Origin of the sequence: Pseudomonas sp. B21-023 (assembly GCF_024749165.1) — a bacterium.
Classification (GTDB): Bacteria; Pseudomonadota; Gammaproteobacteria; order Pseudomonadales; family Pseudomonadaceae; genus Aquipseudomonas.
The window spans coordinates 2,214,853-2,239,394 of record NZ_CP087190.1; the positions used below are offsets into that span (position 1 = coordinate 2,214,853).

At 64.9% G+C, this 24,542-nt stretch carries 23 protein-coding genes; 12 read left to right on the top strand and 11 right to left on the bottom strand.

Translation table 11 applies throughout. The features are described from left to right. Window positions 1-11: 11 nt before the first annotated feature. Entirely contained in the window at window positions 12-575 is a 564-nt protein-coding gene (gene ahpC / locus LOY42_RS10175) for an alkyl hydroperoxide reductase subunit C (protein WP_023631141.1), read from the top strand. A gap of 137 nt (window positions 576-712) precedes the next feature. Beyond that, on the top strand, window positions 713-2,275 hold the full coding sequence (gene ahpF, locus LOY42_RS10180) for an alkyl hydroperoxide reductase subunit F (protein ID WP_139670277.1): 1,563 nt from the start codon (window positions 713-715) through the stop codon (window positions 2,273-2,275). A gap of 72 nt (window positions 2,276-2,347) precedes the next feature. Here ahpF and LOY42_RS10185 read toward each other — a convergent pair whose 3' ends face one another. Both LOY42_RS10185 and dkgB read right to left on the bottom strand, forming a co-directional pair. Next, window positions 2,348-3,529, bottom strand: coding sequence for an MFS transporter (locus LOY42_RS10185; RefSeq protein WP_258600474.1), 1,182 nt, complete (start codon window positions 3,527-3,529; stop codon window positions 2,348-2,350). Between the two features lie 58 nt (window positions 3,530-3,587). Beyond that, window positions 3,588-4,391 carry a 2,5-didehydrogluconate reductase DkgB gene (gene dkgB, locus LOY42_RS10190; protein WP_139670281.1) on the bottom strand — a complete coding sequence of 268 codons (804 nt, stop codon included), beginning with the start codon at window positions 4,389-4,391 and terminating at the stop codon, window positions 3,588-3,590. A gap of 298 nt (window positions 4,392-4,689) precedes the next feature. On the opposite strand from dkgB, the gene LOY42_RS10195 reads away from it, so the two are divergent. Further along, window positions 4,690-5,550: a GyrI-like domain-containing protein gene (locus tag LOY42_RS10195; protein WP_256659275.1), complete on the top strand. Its 861-nt coding sequence runs from the start codon at window positions 4,690-4,692 to the stop codon at window positions 5,548-5,550. 77 nt (window positions 5,551-5,627) lie between these two features. Here the strand turns inward: LOY42_RS10195 and LOY42_RS10200 are convergent, their stop codons facing one another. The 3 genes from LOY42_RS10200 to LOY42_RS10210 form a co-directional block, all read right to left on the bottom strand. Next, complete coding sequence (locus tag LOY42_RS10200; protein WP_139670285.1) at window positions 5,628-7,193, bottom strand: hypothetical protein; 1,566 nt, start codon at window positions 7,191-7,193, stop codon at window positions 5,628-5,630. Between the two features lie 168 nt (window positions 7,194-7,361). Further along, on the bottom strand, window positions 7,362-7,856 hold the full coding sequence (locus LOY42_RS10205; RefSeq protein ID WP_023629994.1) for a DUF934 domain-containing protein: 495 nt from the start codon (window positions 7,854-7,856) through the stop codon (window positions 7,362-7,364). Then, window positions 7,840-9,492 (bottom strand): nitrite/sulfite reductase, encoded by a 1,653-nt coding sequence (locus LOY42_RS10210; RefSeq protein ID WP_046855144.1) that lies wholly within the window; start codon window positions 9,490-9,492, stop codon window positions 7,840-7,842. Before LOY42_RS10210 ends, LOY42_RS10205 begins: the two co-directional genes overlap by 17 nt. 216 nt (window positions 9,493-9,708) lie before the next feature. Between LOY42_RS10210 and LOY42_RS10215 the strand changes: the two genes are divergently transcribed. Next, window positions 9,709-10,785 (top strand): ABC transporter substrate-binding protein, encoded by a 1,077-nt coding sequence (locus LOY42_RS10215; RefSeq protein WP_258600478.1) that lies wholly within the window; start codon window positions 9,709-9,711, stop codon window positions 10,783-10,785. 297 nt (window positions 10,786-11,082) lie between these two features. Here the strand turns inward: LOY42_RS10215 and LOY42_RS10220 are convergent, their stop codons facing one another. Then, window positions 11,083-11,301, bottom strand: coding sequence for a DUF2970 domain-containing protein (locus tag LOY42_RS10220; RefSeq protein WP_139670290.1), 219 nt, complete (start codon window positions 11,299-11,301; stop codon window positions 11,083-11,085). 45 nt (window positions 11,302-11,346) lie between these two features. Next, window positions 11,347-12,288 (bottom strand): LysR family transcriptional regulator, encoded by a 942-nt coding sequence (locus tag LOY42_RS10225; RefSeq protein WP_102682867.1) that lies wholly within the window; start codon window positions 12,286-12,288, stop codon window positions 11,347-11,349. Between the two features lie 140 nt (window positions 12,289-12,428). On the opposite strand from LOY42_RS10225, the gene LOY42_RS10230 reads away from it, so the two are divergent. Further along, window positions 12,429-13,658, top strand: coding sequence for an acyl-CoA dehydrogenase (locus LOY42_RS10230; RefSeq protein WP_139670292.1), 1,230 nt, complete (start codon window positions 12,429-12,431; stop codon window positions 13,656-13,658). A gap of 87 nt (window positions 13,659-13,745) precedes the next feature. On the opposite strand, the gene LOY42_RS10235 is transcribed toward LOY42_RS10230, so the two are convergent. Beyond that, window positions 13,746-15,158, bottom strand: a complete 1,413-nt coding sequence (locus LOY42_RS10235) for a cytosine permease (protein ID WP_139670294.1) — start codon at window positions 15,156-15,158, stop codon at window positions 13,746-13,748. 265 nt (window positions 15,159-15,423) lie between these two features. Here LOY42_RS10235 and LOY42_RS10240 point away from each other — a divergent pair, with 265 nt between their 5' ends. Then, complete coding sequence (locus LOY42_RS10240) at window positions 15,424-15,849, top strand: bifunctional (p)ppGpp synthetase/guanosine-3',5'-bis(diphosphate) 3'-pyrophosphohydrolase (protein ID WP_139670296.1); 426 nt, start codon at window positions 15,424-15,426, stop codon at window positions 15,847-15,849. Between the two features lie 5 nt (window positions 15,850-15,854). Here LOY42_RS10240 and LOY42_RS10245 read toward each other — a convergent pair whose 3' ends face one another. The 3 genes from LOY42_RS10245 to LOY42_RS10255 form a co-directional block, all read right to left on the bottom strand. Further along, on the bottom strand, window positions 15,855-16,544 hold the full coding sequence (locus tag LOY42_RS10245) for an endonuclease (RefSeq protein WP_139670298.1): 690 nt from the start codon (window positions 16,542-16,544) through the stop codon (window positions 15,855-15,857). 6 nt (window positions 16,545-16,550) lie between these two features. After that, window positions 16,551-16,793 (bottom strand): DUF1654 domain-containing protein, encoded by a 243-nt coding sequence (locus LOY42_RS10250; protein ID WP_139670300.1) that lies wholly within the window; start codon window positions 16,791-16,793, stop codon window positions 16,551-16,553. A 225-nt stretch (window positions 16,794-17,018) separates the two neighbouring features. Then, window positions 17,019-18,107, bottom strand: coding sequence for an asparaginase (locus tag LOY42_RS10255; RefSeq protein WP_110704619.1), 1,089 nt, complete (start codon window positions 18,105-18,107; stop codon window positions 17,019-17,021). A gap of 340 nt (window positions 18,108-18,447) precedes the next feature. Here LOY42_RS10255 and LOY42_RS10260 point away from each other — a divergent pair, with 340 nt between their 5' ends. From LOY42_RS10260 to rbsD, 6 genes are all read left to right on the top strand, one after another. Further along, window positions 18,448-19,398: a sugar ABC transporter substrate-binding protein gene (locus tag LOY42_RS10260; RefSeq protein ID WP_258600490.1), complete on the top strand. Its 951-nt coding sequence runs from the start codon at window positions 18,448-18,450 to the stop codon at window positions 19,396-19,398. A 126-nt stretch (window positions 19,399-19,524) separates the two neighbouring features. Next, on the top strand, window positions 19,525-21,078 hold the full coding sequence (locus LOY42_RS10265; protein ID WP_258600491.1) for a sugar ABC transporter ATP-binding protein: 1,554 nt from the start codon (window positions 19,525-19,527) through the stop codon (window positions 21,076-21,078). Further along, on the top strand, window positions 21,075-22,067 hold the full coding sequence (locus LOY42_RS10270) for an ABC transporter permease (RefSeq protein ID WP_110704607.1): 993 nt from the start codon (window positions 21,075-21,077) through the stop codon (window positions 22,065-22,067). The genes LOY42_RS10265 and LOY42_RS10270 overlap by 4 nt, the downstream gene beginning before the upstream one ends. Window positions 22,068-22,071: 4 nt before the next feature. Then, entirely contained in the window at window positions 22,072-23,097 is a 1,026-nt protein-coding gene (locus LOY42_RS10275; protein ID WP_102682860.1) for a LacI family DNA-binding transcriptional regulator, read from the top strand. A 9-nt stretch (window positions 23,098-23,106) separates the two neighbouring features. Next, window positions 23,107-24,015 carry a ribokinase gene (rbsK, locus tag LOY42_RS10280; RefSeq protein WP_102682859.1) on the top strand — a complete coding sequence of 303 codons (909 nt, stop codon included), beginning with the start codon at window positions 23,107-23,109 and terminating at the stop codon, window positions 24,013-24,015. After that, a complete protein-coding gene (rbsD, locus tag LOY42_RS10285) occupies window positions 24,012-24,416 on the top strand; it encodes a D-ribose pyranase (protein WP_110704609.1) in 405 nt (134 codons plus the stop codon). Before rbsK ends, rbsD begins: the two co-directional genes overlap by 4 nt. Window positions 24,417-24,542: the final 126 nt, after the last annotated feature.

Consider the following 24,542-nt stretch of genomic DNA (forward strand, 5'->3'; position numbering starts at 1 on the left):
GAGCGTCTCTCATGCCTATCATCAACAGCCAGGTCAAACCGTTCAACGCCACCGCCTACCACAACGGCGAGTTCGTCCAGGTCAGCGAAGCCGACCTGAAAGGCAAGTGGTCCGTCGTATTCTTCTACCCGGCCGACTTCACCTTCGTCTGCCCGACCGAACTGGGCGACCTGGCCGACAACTACGCCGAGTTCCAGAAACTGGGCGTGGAAATCTACGGCGTGTCCACCGACACCCACTTCACCCACAAAGCCTGGCACGACACCTCGGACACCATCGGCAAGATCAAGTACCCGCTGATCGGTGACCCGACCCACGTCATCTCGCGCAACTTCGACGTGCTGATCGAGGAAGCCGGCCTGGCCGATCGCGGTACCTTCGTGATCAACCCGGAAGGCCAGATCAAGATCGTCGAACTGAACGACGGTGGTGTAGGCCGCGATGCTGCCGAGCTGCTGCGTAAAGTGAAGGCTGCCCAGTATGTCGCCGCGCACCCAGGCGAAGTCTGCCCGGCCAAGTGGAAAGAAGGCGAAGCTACTCTGGCACCGTCCCTGGACCTGGTCGGCAAGATCTAAAGCGAAGCCTTTGATCATGCGCCAATCGCGGGCGGTAGGCAGCCGCCAAAGCTGAAGCAGTTACCGCCCCGTAAAAACGCCCGGGCGATCTCGCCTGGGCGTTTTTGTATCCGAGTTTTGAAAAAGGAATCGCCCGTATGTTGGACGCCACGCTTAAATCGCAACTGAAAACCTACCTGGAGCGGGTCACCCAGCCGATCGAGATCGTTGCTTCCCTCGACGACGGCGCGAAGTCCCGCGAATTGCACGACCTGCTGGTGGAAATCGCCGGCCTGTCGAACCTGATTACCTTCGCCGCGGACGGCACCGACGCCCGTCGGCCTTCGTTCTCGCTGAACCGCCCGGGCGCCGACATCAGCCTGCGCTTTGCCGGCATCCCCATGGGCCACGAATTCACTTCCCTGGTGCTGGCGCTGCTGCAAGTCGGTGGCCACCCCTCCAAGGCCAGTGCCGAAGTGATCGAGCAGATCCAGGCGCTTGAAGGTGAGTTCACCTTCGAAACCTACTTCTCGCTGTCGTGCCAGAACTGCCCGGACGTAGTCCAGGCGCTGAACCTGATGGCGGTGCTCAACCCCAACGTGCGCCATGTGGCCATCGATGGTGCGCTGTTCCAGGATGAAGTGGAAAGCCGCAAGATCATGGCGGTGCCGAGCGTCTACCTGAACGGCGAAGTGTTCGGCCAGGGGCGTATGGGCCTGGAAGAGATCCTCGGCAAGATCGACACCAATGCCGGAGCCCGCCAGGCCGAGAAGATCAATGCCAAGGACGCCTTCGACGTGCTGGTGGTCGGCGGTGGCCCGGCCGGTGCTGCCGCGGCCATCTACGCTGCGCGCAAGGGCATCCGTACCGGTGTTGCTGCCGAGCGTTTCGGTGGGCAGGTGCTCGACACCCTGGCCATCGAGAACTTCATCTCGGTGCAGGAGACCGAAGGGCCGAAGCTGGCCACGGCCCTGGAAGAGCACGTCAAGCAGTACGATGTCGACATCATGAACCTGCAGCGCGGCGAAGCGTTGATCCCGGCCACCGACGGCGGCCTGCACGAAGTGCGCCTGGCCGGCGGCGCCTCGCTCAAGGCCAAGACGGTGATCCTGGCTACCGGTGCCCGCTGGCGTGAGATGAACGTGCCGGGCGAGCAGCAATACCGCGCTCGCGGCGTGGCCTACTGCCCGCACTGCGACGGCCCGCTGTTCAAGGGCAAGCGCGTGGCGGTGATCGGTGGCGGCAACTCCGGCGTGGAAGCGGCCATCGACCTGGCCGGTGTCGTTGCCCAGGTGACCCTGATCGAGTTCGACAGCCAGCTGCGTGCCGATGCCGTGCTGCAGCGCAAGCTGTACAGCCTGCCGAACGTCAAGGTGATCACCAGCGCGCTGACCACCGAAGTGCTCGGCGATGGCGAGAAGGTCACCGGCCTGCGTTACAAGGACCGCGCCACCGATGCGTTGCACGACCTGGCACTGGAAGGCATCTTCGTGCAGATCGGCTTGCTGCCGAACACCGACTGGCTCAAGGGCACCGTGGAGCTGTCGCCGCGCGGCGAGATCATCGTCGACGCCAAGGGCCAGACCAGCATCCCGGGTGTGTTCGCTGCCGGTGACGTGACCACGGTGCCGTACAAGCAGATCGTCATCGCAGTGGGCGAGGGCGCCAAGGCGTCGCTGGCCGCCTTCGATCACCTGATCCGCACTTCGGCCCCGGCCTGACCGCCTGCGGGTGCAACGCAAAAACGCCGCCATCCCTCGGGGATGGCAGCGTTTTAGTGGGTGTCGCCTGTCTCAGGCCGGTTTGCACAAGACCGCGTCGGTGGCCTTGCCACGCCCGCCCAGCCACACCAGCAGCAACCCGGCCGCCGCCAGCAGGCCGCCGGCCATCGGCACCGCCGCGTAGCCCAGATCCAGGCTGATCACCGCGCCGCCCAGGGCCGCGCCCACGGCATTGCCCAGGTTGAACGCGCCGACGTTGATCGACGACGCCAGCCCCGGCGCTTCGGCGGCGGCGATCATCACCCGCATCTGCAGCGGCGGAACCACGGCGAAGGTGAACATCCCCCAGACCAACAGCGCCAGCGCAGCGCCGACATGGCTGCCCAGCACCAGCGGCATCAGCAACATGATCGCTGCCAGTGCACCGAGGAATATCTTGGCGGCGCCGTCCAGCGACCAGTCAGCCAGCTTGCCGCCCAGGCTGTTGCCCAGGGTAAAGCCGACGCCGATCAGCACCAGGCCGAGGGTGACGAAGCTGGCGGAGGCGCCGGTCAGTTCGGCGAGCACCGGGGCGACATAGGTGTACAGGGTGAACATGGCGCCTGCGCCGAGCACGGTGGTGGCCATGGCCAGCAGCACGTTGGGGCGGGCGATTACCGCCAGCTCCTTGCGGACATGGGGCACGTTGCCGCGCTCGCCCTTGGGCAGCGCGTACCACAGTGCGGCGATGGCCAGCAGGCCGAGCACCGCGGTGCCGGCAAAGGCCATGCGCCAGCCGACCTGCTGGCCGAGCCAGGTGGCGGCCGGCACGCCGCCGATGTTGGCGATAGTCAGGCCCATGAACATGGTGGCCACGGCGCTGGCCTGCTTGTCCCGGGGCACCACGCTGGCGGCCACCACCGCGCCCAGGCCGAAGAAGGCGCCATGGTTGAGGCTGGTGATCAGGCGCGAGACAAGCAGGGTGTAGTAGTCCGGCGACAGCGCCGACAGCAGGTTGCCCAGGGTGAAGATGCCCATCAGCATCATCAGCGCGGCACGCTTGCCGAAGCGGCTGAACAGCAAGGTCATGATCGGCGCGCCGACCATGACGCCGATGGCATAGGCGGTGATCAGCATGCCCGCGCTGGGAATGCTGGCGCCGACGCCATCGGCGATCACTGGCAGCAGGCCCATGGGGGTGAACTCGGTGGTGCCGATGCCGAAGGCGCCGATGGCCAGGGCGAACAGCACCCGTTTGGGGGAAAGCGTGCTCATTGGGAGCTCCGAAAAAGCGTTTGAAATCAGGGAGGTGGGCCTCCATGCCCGAAGGATATCAGTCCCAGGCCGGCGCCAGGCCGTCCGGGCTGACTTCACGGCCGTCGCGCTCCAGGGTGGCGATGCGCGCCATGTCGTCGGCGTCCAGGCGCAGGCTCTGGGCGAGCAGGTTGCTGGCCAGGTTCTCACGCTTGGTCGATGAAGGGATCACCGCGTAGCCCAGTTGCAATGCCCAGGCCAAGGCCACCTGGGCCACGGTGGCCTTGTGCTTGGCGGCGATTTGCGCCAGCAGCGGATCCTTCAGGACCTTGCCATAGGCCAGGGTCATGTAGGAGGTTGTGGCGATGCCTTGTTCCGCGAGGAAGGCGGTGAGCTTGCGGTTTTGCAGATACGGGCTGAGCTCGATCTGGTTGGTGGCGATCTCCCCCTGGCCGACCACGGCGATGGCCTGGCGGGTCAGCTCGATATTGAAGTTGGAGATGCCGATCTGGCGGGTGAGGCCCTGGCGCTTGGCCTCGGCCAGGGCCTGCATGTATTCGGGCAGTTCTACGCCGTTGCCGGGCGCCGGCCAGTGGATCAGCAGCAGGTCGACATGCTCGGTGCGCAGTTTGGTCAGGCTCTCGCGCAGGCTGGGGATCAGTTTGTCGGCGGCGTAGTTGTCGACCCAGATCTTGGTGGTGATGAACAGCTCGTCGCGCGGCACGCCGCTTGCGGCGATAGCCTGGCCGACCTCGGCCTCGTTCTTGTAGATCTGCGCGGTGTCGATGGCGCGGTAGCCCAGCTCCAGCGCCGCACTCACCGAGTCGATGACGGCCTGGCCGGTGAGGCGGAATGTGCCAAGGCCAAAGGATGGAATGCTCATGGATGTGCTCCTGTCGAGTGAATGAGTGCAGTGTGCAGGGTTCGGCGGAATTGATTAAGGCCTCGACAAACCAAGGTCCTTTGAGCTGGAGTCATGAATGGAGGGTTGGGTTGTGATCGGTGCGTGACAATAATGGCGCTCACCCGTGGAGGGATACGCTGGATAAGACCGGGCAGGCCGATAATCGCAGTCAGGCCAGCGCTACCGGAGGATGTTGTGATTGAGCAAGTGCGGCTAGGCGTGGCCATGGCTGGATCGACGAAGCTGTGGCCTGCCGTATTTCCAGGAGCAACCTGATTTGTCAGTCAATGCCCTTTACCAGCAGCGGTTCGAGACCGTACTTACCTATATCGAGGACAACCTCGAAGGTGACCTGTCGGTGGAAACCTTGAGCGCCGTGGCTCATTTTTCGGCGTTTCATTTTCACCGCCAGTTCAGTGCCTATGTGGGCGTCCCGGTTGCCCGTTATGTGCAGCTGATGCGCCTGCGCCGTGCCGCGCATCGGTTGGTCGGGCAGCCCGAACACTCGGTGCTGGACGCGGCGCTGGCGGCGGGCTTCGAAAGTCCGGAAGCGTTCAGCCGGGCGTTTCGCCGGGCCTTCGGGCATGCGCCCAGCGCGTTTCGCCGGCGGCCGGACTGGCAGGTATGGAATACGGTGTTTGCCATTCCTCATTTTTCCAGGAGCATCACCATGCAGGTACGAATCGTCGATTTCGCCGCCGTGCGCCTTGCCGCGCTCGAACATCGGGGGCCGCCGAGCCAGGTCAGCGAAACCGTGCGCCGGTTCATCGATTGGCGCATGAGCAGCGGGCAATCGGCCGTGGCCAGCAGCCGCAGCTTCGGCATTCCCTACAACAATCCGGACACTACCGCGCCGGAAGACTTCCGCTTTGCCATCTGCGGGGAAATCCATGAGGCCGTGGCGCCGAACGCTCAAGGCGTCTGTGAGTCGAGCCTGCCCGCGGGGCGCTGCGCAGTGGTGCGCCATGTCGGCTCTCCGGACCACATCGGCGAGACGATCTACCCGATCTACCGCGACTGGCTACCCGGCAGTGGCGAGGAGCTGCGCGATCATCCGCTGTTCTTCCACTACCTGAGCATCTATCCGCAGACGCCGCTGGAACAATGGCAGACGGATATCTACGTGCCATTACGCTGAGCGCCAAGGCCGCGCGCAGATGAGCCCGTTTCCGCAGTCCTTGCAGGGGGGGGCTTATCTGCGCGGCGGCGCCTCGGTCAGTCGTGGATCTTCGCCGGGTCGGTTTGCAACTGCCACAGCCCGGCATGGGCCGCCAGTTGCGCGTCGAGGTCGTACTGGCTGCCGTTGCGCCGGGCCTTCTCATCGGTCTTGAACAGATCGTCGAGCAGGTTCAGCAGGTTGCGCGAGCGGCTCACCGACTCGGGCGTGCTGACATCGGACTCAAGCTTGCCACCCTCGTAGGTGAGCACGCGCTTGGTGCTGGTGGCCTCCTGGGTGGCCTTGGCTTCCTTGAGCACATTGTCGACGAACGACAGTTCGGTGGTGCTGCTCGCCGTTTCGCTGAGCGTGTGGTAACGGTAGTTCTTCTCGTCGAACGGATCCGCTTCGGTGAGCTTGGCAGCAGACGACAGGCTCGAATGCCAGGCGGCATCCAGCTTGGCCTCCTGGCGTTGCTGACGGGCGATGGTGGTGCCTTGGCCGCTGGTCGAGGTCGATTGCGACACCTGGTAGGCGAAGCGGTCTTCCTCATCCAGGCGTCGCGCGTTCGGGCGGCTGGACGGTTGCACGATCGAGGCCTTGAAGTCGGCCAGGCCGCTGAGCAACGCGCGGCTGTAGGTGTTCACCGCGTCGTTATGGCCCGCCGGGCGCGGGCTGTTGTCGTCGATGCTGTTCAGTTGGCTGAAGGCATCCTTGAGCAGCGAGGTCAGTTGAGCATCGCCCTTGCCGCGCTTCTGCGCCTCGTCGAACTGGGTCAGGTAGTTGTCCAGGGCGGCCTGGCGCTGGGCCTTGCCGCCGAGCAGCGCGCCGCCCTGGGAGTCGAGGTCCAGCTGTACCTGGCCACTCGGGCCATCGAGTTTCAGGCTGCGGGTGGAGCCGTCCAGGCGCAGGTCGAAGGTCTGTTGCCCACCACTGGGCAAGTCCAGCTTGGCATTCATTTGCAGGCCGCTGAACAGGCTCGGATCGAGCTTGACCAGCGAGCCGAGCTGCAGGCTCGGCGGTTGCCGGGTCAAGCCATTGATCGCCGACTGGAAACCGTCGGCCAGGGCGGCCAGGCCCTTGAGCTCGTTGGCGTTGAGCTCGCCGCCCTGGACTTCGGCGTCGACCGCCAGGCCCCGCTCACCGTTGAACAAACCCAGTTTCACCGTGGCGCCGGAGGCGGTGGTGAGGCTGAGGGTGACGGTATTGCTGGCGAACTCGCGCAGGCGTGTCTGCTGCAGGCTCAGCGGGGTGGTGTCGGTCTCGTTGACCTGCAAGGCCGACTGGGAGACGCGCTGGCCACCGCTGGCCGCCAGCTGCTCCACCAGGGCGCTGCCCAGGCCCTGGAAGCGGGCGGCGGTGGAGGACGACTTGACCGCGCTGAACATGTACATGCTCAGCTTGTCCAGCCCGTCCTGTTCCCAGGTGTAGTTGGGCTGCGCGCTGTCCAGCGTGCCTCGCGAGGTGTAGGTCTCACTGTCGGGAATGCGGGTGTCCTGGCCCAGGATGACCTGGGTGCCTGGGGCGCTGGCGACGCTCGTGGGCTGGCGAACGATCAGGTTCGGCGCGGGAGCGGGTGGAGTTTGGATCGGCGTGAATCGCAGTGCCGAGGTGATTGGGCTCATCGTCGCTTTCCTTGCGGAGTGAAAAGGATATGCCCTGATATCGGCATGCCATTAGCAAACCTGAGTGAACGTTCGGATTTTTCCTCGGCCTATCCGGACTGGTCGTCTTGCCGGCGCAGAAACGAATCGGCCCGCCATAAGGCGGGCCGGGAGTACTGCAAGCGACGATCAGCGGCGGCGGAACAGCGGCAGCGGTTCGTCGGTGGCGCCCTGGTAGGTCACCGAGAAGTCCTTCAGGCTCTGCAGCGCGTCTTCCGGGTCCTTGTCGGCACGGATGGCGAACGCGTCGAAACCGCAGCGGGCCATGTAGAACAGCTGGTCACGCAGTACGTCGCCAATGGCGCGCAGCTCGCCCTTGAACTTGTAGCGGTCACGCAGCAGGCGCGCGTTGGAATAGCTGCGCCCGTCGGTAAAGGCCGGGAAGTTCAGGGCGATCACCTGGAAGTGCTCGACGTGCTCGCCGATTTCCTCGGCTTCTTCGTCGCTGTCCAGCCAGATGCCCAGGCCGCCGTCGCGGGCCTTGAGCAGGCTCGGATGGTCGCGCCACAGCTGCAGCGGCACGATGTAGTCGTCGCAGTTGGTCAGTTCGTCGATCGAGACGTCCTTGGGCAGCAGGTGCCAGGTTTCGTCGACGATCTGGTTGTTCTTAATGATTCGCTGCATAGACGCGTTCCTTGAAGGGGTCGATGCCGATCCGCTGGTAGGTGTCGATGAAGCGCTCGTCTTCAGTGCGCCGCTCGACGTACACATTGATCAGCTTCTCGATCACGTCGGCCATGTCGTCCTGGGCGAAGGAAGGGCCGAGGATCTTGCCCAGGCTGGCGTCGCGCGCGGCATTGCCGCCCAGCGAGACCTGGTAGAACTCCTCGCCCTTCTTGTCCACGCCAAGGATGCCGATGTGGCCGACGTGGTGGTGGCCGCAGGCGTTCATGCAGCCGGAAATGTTCAGGTCGAGCTCGCCGATGTCGAACAGGTAGTCCAGGTCGTCGAAGCGGCGCTGGATGGACTCGGCGATCGGGATCGACTTGGCGTTGGCCAGCGAGCAGAAATCACCGCCCGGGCAGCAGATGATGTCGGTCAGCAGGCCGATGTTCGGGGTGGCGAAGCCTTGCTCGCGCAGCTCCAGCCACAGCGCGTGCAGCTGACGCTGCTCGACGTCGGCGAGGATGATGTTCTGCTCGTGGGAGGTGCGCAGGTAGCCGAAGCTGTAGCGCTCGGCCAGGTCGGCGACCGCGTCGAGCTGCTTGTCGGTCAGGTCGCCCGGGGCGACGCCGGTGGGCTTGAGCGACAGGGTCACGGCGACATAGCCCGGCTTCTTGTGCGCACGGGTGTTGCGCGAGCGCCAGCGGGCGAAGCCCGGGTGCTCGGCGTCCAGCGCGCTGAAGTCGGTGTTGTCCAGGGCCAGGTACTCGGGGTCGACGAAGTGGCGGGCGACGCGCTGTACTTCGGCCTCGGTCAAGGTGGTGTTGCCGCCACGCAGGTGGACCATCTCGGCCTCGACCTTCTCGGCGAACACTTCCGGGGTGAGGGCCTTGACCAGGATCTTGATCCGCGCCTTGTACTTGTTGTCACGACGACCGTAACGGTTGTACACGCGCAGGATGGCGTCCAGGTAGCTGAGCAGGTCCTGCCAGGGCAGGAACTCGTTGATGAACGCGCCGATCACCGGGGTACGGCCCAGGCCGCCTCCGACCAATACGCGGAAGCCCAGTTCGCCTGCGGCGTTGCGCACCGGCTCCAGGCCGATGTCGTGCACTTCGATGGCGGCGCGGTCGTCGCTCGAACCGTTGACGGCGATCTTGAACTTGCGTGGCAGGTAGGCGAATTCCGGGTGGAAGGTGGTCCACTGGCGGACGATCTCGCACCACGGGCGCGGATCGACCAGCTCGTCGGCGGCGACACCGGCGAACTGGTCGGTGGTGACGTTGCGCAGGCAGTTGCCGCTGGTCTGGATCGCGTGCATCTGCACGGTGGCCAGCTCTGCGAGAATTTCAGGGATGTCTTCCAGCGCCGGCCAGTTGTACTGCACGTTCTGGCGCGTGCTGATATGCGCATAGCCCTTGTCGTAGTCGCGGGCGATCTTCGCCAGCATGCGGGTCTGACGTGCGTTCAGCTGGCCATAGGGCACGGCGACTCGCAACATCGGCGCGAAACGTTGGATATACAGGCCGTTCTGCAGGCGCAGAGGGCGGAATTCTTCTTCGCTCAGCTCACCGGCCAGGTAGCGGCGGGTCTGATCACGGAACTGCTTGACGCGGTCCTCGATGATCCGCTGATCGTACTCGTCGTATACGTACATATAAGTCCTGTCTCAGGCTGCATGCAGCTAATCGCGCGCACGGCCGCGCACTCCGGGGCGGAGCGGAGGAACGATAGCAGAGTGGGTTTATGCGCTAAAGTGATGTTTTTGCATATGAAAAGAACCATTTGGACTAAGTGAGACTGACTGGCATTTGTCCGCTGCGGTACATCGCAGGGCTATAATCCGGGGTTTGCTTCGCAGGGAAGTAACAGCATGCTCAAGGCCTTGTGCCAGAGCCTGTGCCTGAGCCTGCCACTGGCAGCGAGCGCGCAGGCCGCTTCGGTGGTATTTCTCAACCCGGGCTACTCCGATGAAACGTTCTGGGTTGACTATTCACGTTTCATGCAGGCCGCCGCCAGCGACCTGGGCATGACCTTGCGCGTGCAGTACAGCGAGCGTCGTGCCGACCTTGCGCTGAACCAGGCTCGCGAGGTACTACAAGGGCCGCAGCGCCCGGATTACCTGGTGCTGGTCAACGAGCTGTACGTCGCGCCGGAGATCATCCGCTTGTCGCGGGGCACCGGGGTCAAGCTGTTCCTGGTCAACAACGGCCTCACCGACAGCCAGGCACACAGCGTCCAGGCGCAGCCGGACAAATATCCTGAAGTACTCGGCACGTTGGTCAGCAACGACGAGGAGGCGGGCTACCAGATGCTCAAGGCGCTGGTGGCGCAACTGCCTGCCGAAGCCGGGCCGGTCGACCTGCTGGCCTTCGCCGGGGTCAAGACCACGCCGGCTTCGCAGCTGCGCGTGCAGGGCATGCGCCGGGCACTGGCCGAGTTCCCCCGGGTGCGCCTGCGCCAGGTGGTATACGGCGGCTGGAGCCGCGAGCGCGCCTTCGAACAGGCGCAGATGCTGCTCGAGCGCTACCCCGACACCCGCCTGGTGTGGGCGGCCAACGACCAGATGGCGTTCGGTGCCATGCAGGCCTTCGAAGCGTTGGGCAAGGTACCGGGGCGCGACACCCTGTTCAGTGCGGTCAATAGCTCGCCCGAGGCACTGCGCGCGCGAATCGAAGGGCGTTTGAGCGTGCTCATGGGCGGGCACTTCACCCTGGGTGGCTGGGCCATGGTCATGTTGCACGACGACGCCCAAGGGCTTGCAGTGGAACGCGACGGCCAGCGTGAGCACAGCGCGCCCGCCCTGCAACTGATCGACCCGGCCAAGGCGCGGCGCTGGCTCAAGCTGCTGGAGCAGGATGACCACGGCATCGACTTCCACCGTTTCAGTGCCGAAGGGCGGCCGGCGGATTTCTGCTACCCGTTTCTCACGTCACCCGTCGAGTATTGAAAGACCCTGCTTGAGCGCAGGGCATTGCTGGACTTAACTGCTGCTTGTGAAGTGCATTCCCATAACCACTACAAGAGGCAATGCAATGGGAAACTCTACCAAGGTCCGCAAAGCTGACAGCAGTGTCGATGCCTGGGCGATCCTGTGTCTGATCGTGCTGGTGGTGGTCACCGCGGTGTACTGGGTCAGCCATCAATAGCGGATAACTGCTCAAGACCGTGAGATACACCTGAACCGCCCGCGGAAGGGATATCCGCGGGCGGATTGCGTTTAGCCAAGCAGTATTGCCCGGCGCGACTAGCCCGCCGTCAGGTGCATTGCCAGCTGCACCAGGCCGATCAGCACGAAGATGAAGATCAGCGTGAACACCGTCCCCATCACGATGAAATGGCTGGCCTTGCCATAGGTGAAGTCGCGGGCGCGGTTCTTGCCGCTTTGCACGCCAAACGCCGCGGCAAGGATGCTTTGCAGCATTTGCCAGAAAGTCGGTGGCTTGCCATGTTGGCTGTCGTCCATGAGTGGCTCCTGGGTTCAGAGGCAATCATCGACAGTGTAGGCGACTCAGGCCGATGCGATTGCCGGGCTTGCCTGTTCCTGCTCATCCTGGGCCACCACCCGCTCGCACAGCTCGATGATCTGCTCGCGCATCCAGCGGTTGGCCGGGTCCTGATCGGTGCTTTCGTGCCAGTACAGGTGAGTCTCCAGCGCCGGTACCTCCACCGGCAGGGGCTGGTGGCGCAACTGGTGGCGGCGGGCGAAACGCTCGGGCACGGTCATGACCATGTCGGTCTGCTGCAGTACCTGGGAGGCCATCAGGTAGTGCTGCGAACGCAGGGCGACACGGCGTTGCACGCCCATCTTGCCCAGGGCCAGGTCCACGTAGCCCAGGCCGTTACGGCGGCTGGAGATATGGATGTGGGTCATGGCCAGGTAGTTGTCCAGGCTCAGCTTGCTGTCGGCGTGTGGGTGGCCGGGGCGCATGGCGCAGACATAACGGTCCTGCATGAGCTTGACGTGACGCACCTGAGGGTCGGTGTTCAGTGGCGCGTCGACGGCGAAGTCCAGGCGCCCGGCGGCCAGTTCCTTGGTGGTCTCGCGGCGCTTGCACAGGAAACTCTCGATCACCAGCGCCGGGGCGAGCCGCCGCAGGCGCTGGAACAGCGGTGGCAGGATCACCGCCTCGGTGAGGTCGGTCATGCTGATGCGGAAGGTCTTGCTCGCCTGCAGCGGGGTGAAGATGCGGCTTTCCTGTACCGAGGTGCGCAGCAGCGACAGCGCGTTGCGCACCGGGCCGATGATGTTCTGCGCCATGGGCGTGGGCACCATGCCCTGGGCGGTGCGCACGAACAGCGGGTCGTTGAACGTCTCGCGCAGGCGTGACAGGGCGTTGGACACCGCCGGCTGGGTGATGCCGACGATCTGCCCGGCGCGGGTCAGGTTGGCTTCGGTGTAGATCGCGTCGAAAACGATGAACAGGTTGAGGTCGACCTTGCTGAGGTTCATGGGCGCCGCTCTTTGTTGGAGTTATGGATCGATCATATATTGGTTATGAATGTTTATACACGAAGAAAATAGACTAGATGGATGAAGGGTGGCTGTTCTAGGCTCAGGGCCATGTTCTTCATTGACGGAAGGTAGCCCCGATGGATTTCGCCTATTCGCCCAAGGTCCAGGCACTGCGCGAGCGCGTCAGCGCATTCATGGATGCATACGTCTATCCGGCCGAGCCGGTGTTCGAGCGCCAGGTCGCCGAGGGCGACCGCTGGCAGCCCACCGCGATCATGGAGGAACTAAAGGCCAAGGCCCGCGCCGAGGGACTGTGGAACCTGTTCCTGCCCGAGTCCGAGTACGGCGCAGGGCTGAGCAACCTTGAGTACGCGCCGCTGGCCGAGATCATGGGCCGTTCGCTGCTGGGGCCCGAGCCGTTCAATTGCTCGGCGCCGGACACCGGCAACATGGAAGTGCTGGTGCGCTACGGCAGCGAGGCGCAGAAACGCCAGTGGCTCGAGCCGCTGCTGCGTGGCGAGATCCGTTCGGCGTTCGCCATGACCGAGCCGGACGTGGCCTCATCGGATGCCACCAACATGGCTGCCACCGCCGTGCGGGACGGTGACGAGTGGGTGATCAACGGCCGCAAGTGGTGGACCTCCGGCGCCTGTGACCCGCGCTGCAAGGTGATGATCTTCATGGGCCTGTCCAACCCGGACGGGCAGCGTCACCAACAGCACTCGATGATCCTGGTGCCCACCGACGCAGCTGGCGTGAAGATCGTCCGCCCACTGCCGGTGTTCGGCTACGACGACGCGCCCCACGGCCACGCCGAAGTGTTGTTCGAGAACGTGCGAGTGCCTTACGAGAACGTGCTCCTGGGCGAGGGCCGTGGCTTCGAGATCGCCCAGGGCCGCCTCGGGCCTGGGCGCATCCACCATTGCATGCGCTCGGTCGGCATGGCCGAACGCGCCCTGGAGCTGATGTGCAAGCGCTCGGTCGAACGCACTGCCTTCGGCCGGCCGCTGGCACGGCTGGGTGGCAACGTCGACAAGATCGCCGACTCGCGGATGGAGATCGACATGGCCCGGCTGCTGACCCTGAAGGCCGCGTACATGATGGATACTGTCGGCAACAAGGTGGCGCGCAGCGAGATCGCCCAGATCAAGGTGGTGGCGCCGAACGTGGCGTTGAAGGTGATCGACCGGGCCATCCAGATCCATGGCGGGGCAGGGGTGAGCGGTGATTTCCCGCTGGCCTACATGTACGCGATGCAGCGCACCCTGCGCCTGGCCGACGGGCCGGATGAGGTGCACCGGGCGGCGATTGGCAAGTATGAGATTGGCAAGTATGTGCCGAAGGAAATGCTCCGTAGCGAGCGCTAGGGTTTGCCGCCTGAGTCGTGGTGGCTGGTATTGACGACAGAAGACCCGCCTAGGCGGGTCTTCTGATCGGCATTCGGCCTGGCAGGATCAAACCCCCGCCGCCAGCTTTGCACCCATCTGCCGACGGCGATACGCACTGTCGCGGCTGGCCAGCCACCAGTACAGCGGCGAGGTGATCGCCAGCCCCACCAGCCACGACAGGTCGGCGCCGTTGATGTGCTCGGACACCGGCCCGACGTACAGCGGCGTGTTCATGAACGGGATCTGCACCACGATACCCACCGCATATGCGATCAGCGCCTGGGGGTTGTAGCGGCCGTAGATGCCGCCGTCGACCTTGAAGATCGAGTCGATGTCGTAGTCGCCCTTGTGGATGACATAGAAGTCGATCAGGTTGATCGCCGTCCACGGCACCAGCACCACCAGCAACACCAGCACCATATCGACGAAGTGGCCGATGAAGTCCGCCGAGGCGAACACCGCCACCACGCAGCAGGCCGCCAGGACGAGCAGCGACAGCACGGCGCGGCTCTTGGCAGTGGGGATCCAGCGGTAGGCGAAGGTCTGCACCAGGGTGATGATCGACAGCACCGCGCCGTACAGGTTGAGGGCGTTGTGGCTGATCACGCTGAGCAGGAACAGCACCAGCATCAGCGGGCCGAGAGTGCCGGTGGCAAGCTTGACCGCGTCCATGGTGTCCATCCCGGCAGGGATCGCCAGCACCGCCACCGCGCCGAAGATGAACGACAGGCTCGAGCCCAGGGCCGAGCCCAGGTAGGTGGTCCAGAAGGTCGCGGAAACCTTCACGTCGGCCGGCAGGTAGCGCGAGTAGTCCGACACGTAGGGCGCGAAGGCGATCTGCCACAGCGCCGCCAGGGACACGGTGGCCAGCCAGCCGGCCAGGTTGAAGCCGCCACGGGTGAGGAAGTCGTCGCTCTGCACATGGCTGAAGATGTAGCCGAAGCCGACCACGATGCCAACACCCAGTACCCAGGTACCGATGCGGTTGAGCACGTGGATGAAGCGGTAGCCGATGATGCCGATGATGCCGGAGCCCAATGCGCCGATGACGATGCCCACGGAAACCGGCACCGTCTCGACCACGCCATGCAGCGACTTGCCGGCCAGGACGATATTGGAGGCGAAGAAGCCGATGTACATCACCCCGGCGATCACCACTACCAGCAGGGCGCCGAGCGAACCGAACTGGGCGCGGCTCTGGATCATCTGCGGGATACCCATCTGCGGGCCCTGCGCTGAATGCAGGGCCATGAGCACGCCGCCGAGCAGATGGCCGACCAGGATGGCGACGATGCCCCACACCAGGTTGAGGTGGAACAACTGCACGCCCAGCGCGCCGGTGACGATGGGCAGCGGCGCGATGTTGCCGCCGAACCACAGTGTGAACAGATCCCTTACCTTTCCATGGCGGTCTTGCGGCGGCACGTAGCCGATCGTGTGTTTCTCGATGAGGGGGGCCGAATTGGCTGCACTGGTCATGACTGACTCCAAGGCAAGGTGGGGCATCGGGTGCTGCCCGGGTGCGTGCCGGCAAGGGGCGACGCGTTCTTGTTGGCGCGATGATGCGGCGCGGGCGGGGATCGAGAAATTAGTAAATTTGTGCTCATGAGCCTTAAAAAACCTAAGGCTGGCAAAAGCTTGGGCGGCGGAGGCACAAGCCCGCCGCCATGATGCGCAGGCGTGAACACGCCTGTGGCGCAGCGGCTATGCTGTCTAGTGCGCGGGTTGAGTGGGGGGGCGCCTCATGGCGACGCTGGAGCGGGCCATCGCGATGGCCATCAAGGCACACGAAGGGCAGTTCGATAAAGGCGGGGCGGCTTACATCCTTCACCCGCTGCGGGTGATGGGGCGGGTGATCACCCCCGAGCAGCGCATCGTCGCGGTGTTGCACGATGTGCTGGAAGACACGCCGCTGACCCTGGCCGACCTCGCACGAGAAGGTTTTCCGCTGAAGATCCTCGCCGCGCTGCTGGCGCTGAGCCGGCGCCAGGGCGAGAGCTACGAGGCGTTCGTCATTCGCCTGGGTGTGGACCCCTTGGCGCGCCAGGTGAAGCTGGCGGACCTGGCCGATAACAGCGACCTTTCGCGCATCCCCTGCCCAGGCCCGGCAGATGTGGCCCGGCTCTGCCGTTACCAGCAGGCCAGCGCCTACCTGCAGACGCTGGCCTGAGGCCTTCAGCCGCAGGCCTTGAGGTTGACCGGGCCGACGAAGGCGTTGCCGCGCCCCATCACGCATGCCACCTGCTGGTTGCGCTGCAGTTCCCAAGCCTGCGGCGGGTAGGTCTTGTTCCAGGCCTCGAACAACTGGCGGTCCTGTTTGGACAGGCGCAGGTCGTACTGTTTGCTCATGTAGAAGTAGGTGCGCGCGATCATCCCGCGGATCGACGGGCGTGGCATGACCTTCTTGGCCTTGAAGTCGACCTGGGTCAGGCAACTGCCGTACTGGCCATGCTGCTCGGGCAGCCAGCCGAAGCTGAAGTTGCTGCGGTCGCCGTTGACCTCGCCGATGCTCGGCACCAGGTTGTGCAGGTCGGCCTCGGCCCGCTGGTAGACCTTGTCGTTGCGCGAGCAGTTCTTGCGCCCACCATCCTGCCAGCACTGGCGCTGATGGCCGATCTGCCAGGCCGGGACAATGTGCTCCCACTCGATGCGCGAGGCACGGTTGAGGTTCTTGCGCGGCGCATAGCCGCAGGACGCCAGGTCGACCTTGTTGCCCTTGTACTTGCAGCCGCAATAGAACTCGGTGGACTGCGGCGCGTACAGCTTCCAGGCGACCTTCTTGGCCTCCTGGAAGGTGCGCGGTGCGTCGGCGTGGGCGAGGGGGGTAATCAGCAGCAGGCAGGCGGCGAAAAGCGAAACTCTCATGCGCGGTCAGTCTTCCTTCGGCACGGTCCAGAAAACCTGTACGCCGCCATCGTCGCGGTGGGCGAGGGTGACGTTGTCGTTCTCGGCGATTTCCTCGAGCAGGGTTTCCCAGTCGTCGGGCGACTCGTGCTCCAGGCGGAAGATCAAGGCGGCGCGGCTGCGCTGGGCGGTGGGGCTGTTGATGATCTTCTGGATGCGCTGACCCAGTAGTTCATAACTGCTTGGCGACGCGGAGGCGGGTTTGGCCACGGGGCTGTTCCTTGTTTTGCTGTATGTGCATACAGTATTTCACTGTAAGCCGTTTCGCAACAGCAGGTAGGATGAAAGCCGTATAAGACCGTGGTAGAGGGATTGGTTCCATTGAAAGCATCGCGGGGCCAGCCCGCTCCCACACAATCGCCGCAGACTTGTGGGAGCGGGCTGGCCCCGCGATGGGCCGGTATGTTCAACACACCAGCCCGAGGTGCATGCCGATCAGTATTCCCAGAAGATCCGCTGCAGCTCTTTGCTGTCCTGGGTCTTGGTCATTGCGACCATTGCCAGGATCCGTGCCTTTTGCGGGTTCAGGTCATGGGCCACGACCCAGTCGTTCTTGTCATCAGGCTGTTCGGCATTGCGCAGCACAAAGCCGCCCTGGTTGACGTGGGACGAACGGATGATCTGCACGCCTTCCTTGCGCAGCTCCTGCAGCGCCGGCACCACGCGCGACGACACCGAGCCATTGCCGGTACCGGCGTGGATGATCGCCTTCGCGCCACCCTGGGCCAGCGCCTTGTAGGCGGTGTCGGTCACGTTGCCGTAGCCGTAGGCGATATCCACGGCCGGCAGCTTGCTGATGGTCTTGATGTCGAACTCGGAGTTGACGGTGTGGCGCTTGGCCGGCAGGCGGAAGAAGTACGACTTGCCTTCGACCACCATGCCCAGCGGGCCCCACTGGCTCTTGAAGGCTTCGGTCTTGATATTGACCGCCTTGCTCACGTCACGGCCGGACTGGATCTCGTCGTTCATGGTTACCAGCACGCCCTTGCCGCGGGCGTCCTTGCTGCTGGCCACGGCCACGGCGTTGTACAGGTTGAGCATGCCGTCGGCGGACATCGCGGTGCCCGGGCGCATCGAGCCGACCACGATGATCGGCTTGTCGGTCTTCTCCACCAGGTTGAGGAAGTAGGCGGTTTCTTCGAGGGTGTCGGTGCCGTGGGTGATGACGATGCCATCGACGTCCTTGCTGTCGGCCAGTTCGGCGACGCGCTTGCCCAGCTTGAGCAGGTCGTCGTTGCCGATGCTTTCCGAGGCGACCTGCATCACCTGCTCGCCGCGCACGTTGGCCAGGTCCTTCAGCTCTGGCACGCCGGCGATCAGCTTGTCGATGCCTACCTTGGCGGCCTGGTAGGTGGCGCTGTTGGCGGCGCTGGCGCCAGCGCCGGCGATGGTGCCGCCGGTGGCGAGGATGACCACGTTGGCGAGTTTCTGTTGTTGCGCGGCTTCCTTGGCGGAAACGCCGGTCGGCAGTACCAACAGCAGCGCCAGGGCGCTCGGTGCGAAGGTCTTGATAGCGGATTTCATCATTACTGCTTCTCTCTTCCTGGGTGAGATGTGCGTTATGTCGCACTGGGTAAAGGCAGATTTCGTACCAGCAACTACCGTTCGTCGAATTTCATCTGGAAACCCCTGTTGCGACTGGGGGTACTCGAAGCGACCATGGGGTCAAGCCGATCCGTGGTGTTCGGCTGGCCGAACAAGCGAAGGAAATGTGTTCGGTTTTTCGGACAAATTGCGGATAATCCGACCGGCGTAGCTGTGGCTGCCTACGCAATGGATTTGACAAAAGCGGGGCCTGTTTACATAGTTAGCCACCGCAAACGTTTGCGATCCGATAAAAACCACAAGATTCGGAGTCATTTCCATGAAGCTGCCGTTTTCCGGCCGTCCGCTGGCCCTCGCCGTTCTGTCGTCGCTGATTTTCTCCCTGTCTGCCTGCCGCCACACCGAGGAGGCGCCCAAGGTCGGCCTGGTGATGAAATCCCTGGCCAACGAGTTCTTCCGCACCATGGAAGACGGCGCCAAGGATTATCAGAAAACCCATGCCAGCGAATTCGAGCTGGTCGCCAACGGCATCAAGAACGAGACCGATACCGGCGAGCAGATCCGTATCGTCGAGCAGATGGTCAACTCGGGCGCCAAGGCGCTGGTCATCGCTCCGGCCGACTCCAAGGCGCTGGTATCGGCGGTGAAGAAGGCCATGGACAAAGGCGTGATCGTGATCAACATCGATAATCGCCTCGACCCCGAAACCCTCAAGAGCAAAGGCATCAGCGTGCCGTTCGTAGGCCCGGACAACCGCAAGGGCGCGCGCATGGTCGGCGATTACCTGGCCCAGCAAAAGCTCAAGGCCGGTGACCAGGTCGGCATCATCGAAGGCGTGCCGACCACCACCAATGCCCAGCAGCGCACCGCCGGTTTCAAGGACGCCATGGAAGCCGCGCAGATGAAGATCGTCTCGGTGCAATCCGGCAACTGGGAGATCGACAAGGGCAACGCCGTTGCCGCCTCGATGCTCAACGAGTATCCCGATTTGAAGGCGCTGCTGGCCGGCAACGACAGCATGGCCCTGGGTGCTGTCTCGGCCGTGCGCGCCGCCGGCAAGACCGGCCAGGTGCAGGTGGTCGGCTACGACAACATCAAGGCCATCGAGCCGATGCTCAAGGATGGCCGTGTGCTCGCCACCCTCGACCAGGCGGCCAGCCAGCAGGCGGTGTATGGCATCCAGGCGGCGCTGAAGATGCTCAAGGGCGAGCAGCCCGGCGTGGATGCCGACAATGTCATCCAGACCCCGGTCAAGCTGATTACCAAGTGACAAAGTGATCTCTGTAGGAGCGGCTTCAGCCGCGATGCAGGCACTGCGGTGCCTGGCACCCGCTTCGCGGGTGATCGCGGCTGAAGCCGCTCCTACAGGGGGGTATGTCTATTTAGGAGAATGGCCATGTCAGTACCGGCCAATGAAACCGTGCTAGCCGTCAGCGGCCTGGGCAAGACCTACGCCCAGCCCGTGCTCGGCGATGTCACCCTCGAGCTGCGCGGCGGCGAGGTGCTGGCCCTGACCGGCGAGAACGGCGCGGGCAAGTCGACCCTGTCCAAGCTGATCAGCGGTTTGGAGATCCCCACCACCGGGCAGATGCTCTACCGCGGCCAGCCCTACGCCCCCGCCAGCCGCGCCGAGGCCGAACGCCTCGGCGTGCGCATGGTGATGCAGGAGCTCAACCTGCTGCCGACGCTGACCGTGGCCGAGAACCTGTTCCTTGACAACCTGCCCAGCCGCCTCGGCTGGATCAGCCAGAAGCGCCTGCGCCAGCTGGCCACCGCAGCCATGGCTCAGGTCGGCCTGGATGCCATCGACCCGGACACCCCTGTCGGCGAGCTGGGCATCGGCCACCAGCAGATGGTCGAGATCGCCCGCAACCTGATCGGCGACTGCCATGTGCTGATCTTCGACGAACCCACGGCCATGCTCACCGCCCGCGAGGTGGATCTGCTGTTCACCCAGATCGAACGCCTGCGCCAGCGCGGCGTGGCCATCGTGTATATCTCCCACCGCCTCGAAGAGCTGCAGCAAGTGGCCCAGCGTATCGCCGTGCTGCGCGATGGCAAGCTGGTGTGCGCCGAGCCGATCCAGCGCTACAACAGTGAGCAACTGGTCAACCTGATGGTCGGCCGTGAGCTGGGCGAGCATATCGACCTGGGCCAGCGCACGATCGGTGCGCCGCTGCTCAAGGTCGACGGGCTCAGCCGCGGCGACAAGGTACGCGAGGTGTCGTTCGAGGTCAGGGCAGGGGAGATCTTCGGTATCTCCGGCCTGATCGGTGCCGGGCGTACCGAGCTGCTGCGCCTGATCTACGGCGCCGACCGCGCCGACAGCGGCCAGGTCGCTCTCGGCCAGCCGCCAGTGCCGGTGACCATCGACTCGCCCCAGGCCGCGGTCAAGGCTGGCATTGCACTGATTACTGAGGACCGCAAGGGCGAAGGCCTGCTGCTTAGCCAGTCGATCAGTGCCAATATTGCCCTGGGCAACCTCGGCGCGGTGTCCCGTGCCGGCGTGCTCGACGCGGACGCCGAGCGTGAGCTGGCCGAGCGCCAGATCGGCGCCATGCGTATCCGCAGCGCCAGCCCCGCCCAGGCCGTGGGCGAGCTGTCCGGCGGCAACCAACAGAAGGTGGTGATTGGCCGCTGGCTGGAGCGTGATTGCCAGGTGCTGCTGTTCGATGAGCCGACCCGCGGCATCGATGTCGGCGCCAAGTTCGACATCTACGGCCTGCTTGCCGAGCTCGCCCGCCAGGGCAAGGCCCTGGTGGTGGTGTCCAGCGACCTGCGCGAGCTGATGCTGATCTGCGACCGCATCGCCGTGCTCTCGGCGGGCCGCCTGATCGACACCTTCGACCGTGACCACTGGACCCAGGACCAACTCCTCGCCGCCGCCTTCGCCGGCTACCAGAAACGTGACGCCCTGCTGCACGACGCAGCTCCCAGGATGGATGCATGAAAACCACAACAAACACCTCGGACGCCGCGCCAGTGCGCCGCAGCGGCACCTATTTCGGCCTGGGCACCTACCTGGGGCTGGCCGGGGCCTTGCTGGCGATGATCGTGCTGTTCTCGTTGCTGAGCAGCCATTTCCTGTCCTACGCCACCTTCAGCACCCTGGCCAACCAGATCCCCGACCTGATGGTGCTGGCGGTGGGCATGACCTTCGTGCTGATCATCGGCGGCATCGATCTGTCGGTCGGCTCGGTACTGGCCCTGGCGGCTTCGACCGTCAGCGTGGCGATCCTCGGCTGGGGCTGGAGCGTGCTGCCCGCCGCCTTGCTCGGCATGGCCGTGGCGGCCTTGGCCGGCACCGTCACCGGCAGCATCACCGTGGCCTGGCGCATCCCTTCGTTCATCGTCTCACTGGGCGTGCTGGAGATGGCCCGTGGCCTGGCCTACCAGTTCACCGATTCGCGCACCGCGTACATCGGCGATGCCTTCGCCTGGTTCTCCAACCCGATCGCCTTCGGTATTTCCCCGGCTTTCATCATCGCCTTGCTGGTGATCGTGCTGGCCCAACTGGTGCTGACCCGTACCGTGTTCGGTCGCTACCTGATCGGTATCGGCACCAACGAAGAGGCTGTGCGCCTGGCCGGCATCGACCCACGCCCCTTCAAGATCCTGGTGTTCGCCCTGATGGGCGTGCTCGCGGGCCTCGCCGCGCTGTTCCAGATCTCGCGCCTGGAGGCCGCCGACCCCAATGCCGGCTCGGGCATGGAGCTGCAGGTGATCGCCGCCGTGGTGATCGGCGGCACCAGCCTGATGGGCGGGCGCGGCTCGGTCATCAGCACCTTCTTCGGTGTGCTGATCATCTCGGTGCTGGCCGCCGGGCTGGCCCAGATCGGCGCCTCGGAACCGACCAAACGCATCATCACCGGGGCGGTCATCGTCATCGCCGTGGTACTCGACACTTACCGCAGCCGGCGTGCGAGCCGGCGGAACTGAAACCATGGCAACCATCAAAGATGTCGCGGCACTGGCGGGTATTTCCTACACCACCGTGTCTCATGTACTGAACAAGACCCGTCCGGTCAGCGAGCACGTGCGGCTGAAGGTCGAGGCGGCGATCGCCGAACTCGACTACGTGCCCAGCGCCGTGGCCCGTTCGCTGAAGGCGCGCAGCACCGCCACCATCGGCCTGCTGGTGCCCAATAGCGTCAACCCCTACTTTGCCGAGTTGGCCCGGGGTATCGAGGATGCCTGCGAGCGCAACGGCTATTGCGTGATCCTGTGCAACTCCGATGACAACCCGCAGAAACAGCGCAGCTACCTGCGCGTGCTGCTGGAAAAGCGCATCGACGGCCTGATCGTCGCCTCGGTGGGCGAGGACCAGGACCTGCTCGACAGCCTCAGCGGCGTGCGCACGCCGATGGTCATCGTCGACCGGGCCCTGGAAGGCGTCGAGGCCGACCTGGTGCGGATCGACCACGAGCAGGGCGCCTACCTGGCCACCCGCCATCTGCTTGAACTCGGGCACCGCGAGATCGCCACCATCGGCGGGCCGGTGGACACTGGGGTCAGCCAGCTGCGCCTGGCCGGGTTCCGCCGGGCAATGGCCGAGGGCGGCGTGCGCGTTGCCCCGGGCCATGTGCTGCACAGCGATTTCACCAGCCTCGGCGGGCATGCCGCCGCGGCGCGCCTGCTCGATGGCGAGCGGCCCACGGCGATCTTCGCCGGCAACGACATGATCGGTTTCGGCGTGCTGCGTGCCGCCGCCGAACGCAATATCGACGTGCCGGGCGAGCTGTCGGTGATCGGCTTCGACGACATCGAACTGAGCCGCTATGTGTACCCGGCGCTGACCACGGTCGGCCAGTCGATCCGCGAGCTGGGTGAGAGCGCCGCCGGGCTGTTGCTGTCGCGCATCGTCACGCCACGCCGCGACGGCGCCGCCGAACAGCGCATCGTCGCCCCGCGCATCGTGCTGCGCGAATCCACCGGGCCACGCCCGGACCTGTTCAACGATTACCGTTAAGGAATACCCATGGATGCCAAGGTGGTAGTGGTCGGCAGCCTCAACATGGACCTGGTGGCCCGCGCCCAGCGCCTGCCCCGGGGAGGCGAGACCCTGACCGGCGACAGTTTCTTCACCGCGCCTGGCGGCAAGGGCGCCAACCAGGCCGTGGCTGTGGCCCGGCTGGGCGCCAGCGTGGCGATGGTCGGCAACGTCGGCGACGACGCCTATGGTCAGCAACTGCGCCAGGCGCTGCTCACCGAGGGCATCGATTGCCGGGGGGTGAGCGTGTGCCCGGGCGTGTCCAGCGGCGTGGCGCTGATCGTGGTGGATGCCGCCAGCCAGAACGCCATCGTCGTGATCCCCGGCGGCAACGGCCTGCTCAGCCCCGAGTCGGTGAGCCGTTTCGATGCACTGCTGCAGCGCGCCGAAGTGATCATCTGTCAGTTGGAGGTGCCCACGGCCACCGTGGCCTGGACCCTGGCCCGCGGCCGCGAGCTGGGCCGCACGGTGATCCTCAACCCGGCGCCGGCCAGCGGGCCACTGCCAGCGGAGTGGTACGCCTACATCGACTACCTGATCCCCAACGAGAGCGAAGCCGAGGCCCTGGCCGGGGTGCGGGTCAATGACCAGGAAAGTGCCCGCCGCGCGGCCGAGCGGCTACGCCAGTTGGGGGCAGGGAAGGTGATCGTCACCCTTGGCGGCGATGGCGCCTTGCTGGTCGACGCCACCGGCAGCCGGCACTTCCCGGCCCCACGGGTGCAGCCGGTGGACACCACGGCGGCCGGCGATACCTTTGTGGGCGGCTTTGCCGCCGGCCTGGCGCGGGGGTTGTCGGAAGATGAGGCGATCGGCTTCGGCCAGTGCGCCGCCGCATTGTCGGTAACCCGGGTCGGCGCGCAGCCGTCCATTCCCCTGTTGAAGGAGTTGGCGCCATGAAGAAGACGCCACTGCTGAACATCGCCCTGTCGCGGACCATTGCCGGGCTCGGCCATGGCGACATCCTGGTGATCGGCGACGCCGGCCTGCCAGTGCCGCCGGGGGTGGAGCTGATCGACCTGGCGCTGACGCCGGGTATCCCGGATTTTGCCAGCGTGTTGCGTGTGGTACTGAGCGAGATGCAGGTGGAGCGGCATGTGCTGGCTGATGAAGTGTTCCAGGCCCTGCCGCCGGGGTTGGCCGAGGTCGAGCGTTTGCATGCGGGCGGTGAGCTGGGCCAGCGCCAGGTGCTGAGCCATGCCGACTTCAAGACCCTGTGTCGCCAGGCCCGGGCCGTGGTGCGCACGGGGGAGTGCAAACCCTACAGCAATATTGCCCTGGTGGCTGGCGTGACTTTCTAGACCGAATGCGAGGGCTTGCGCCCTCGATCGCCGGCAAGCCGGCTCCCACAGGTTAGGCGCAACCTCGGGCTGCCTCTGTGGGAGCCGGCTTGCCGGCGAAAGGGCCGCAATGCGGCCCCTGTGAAT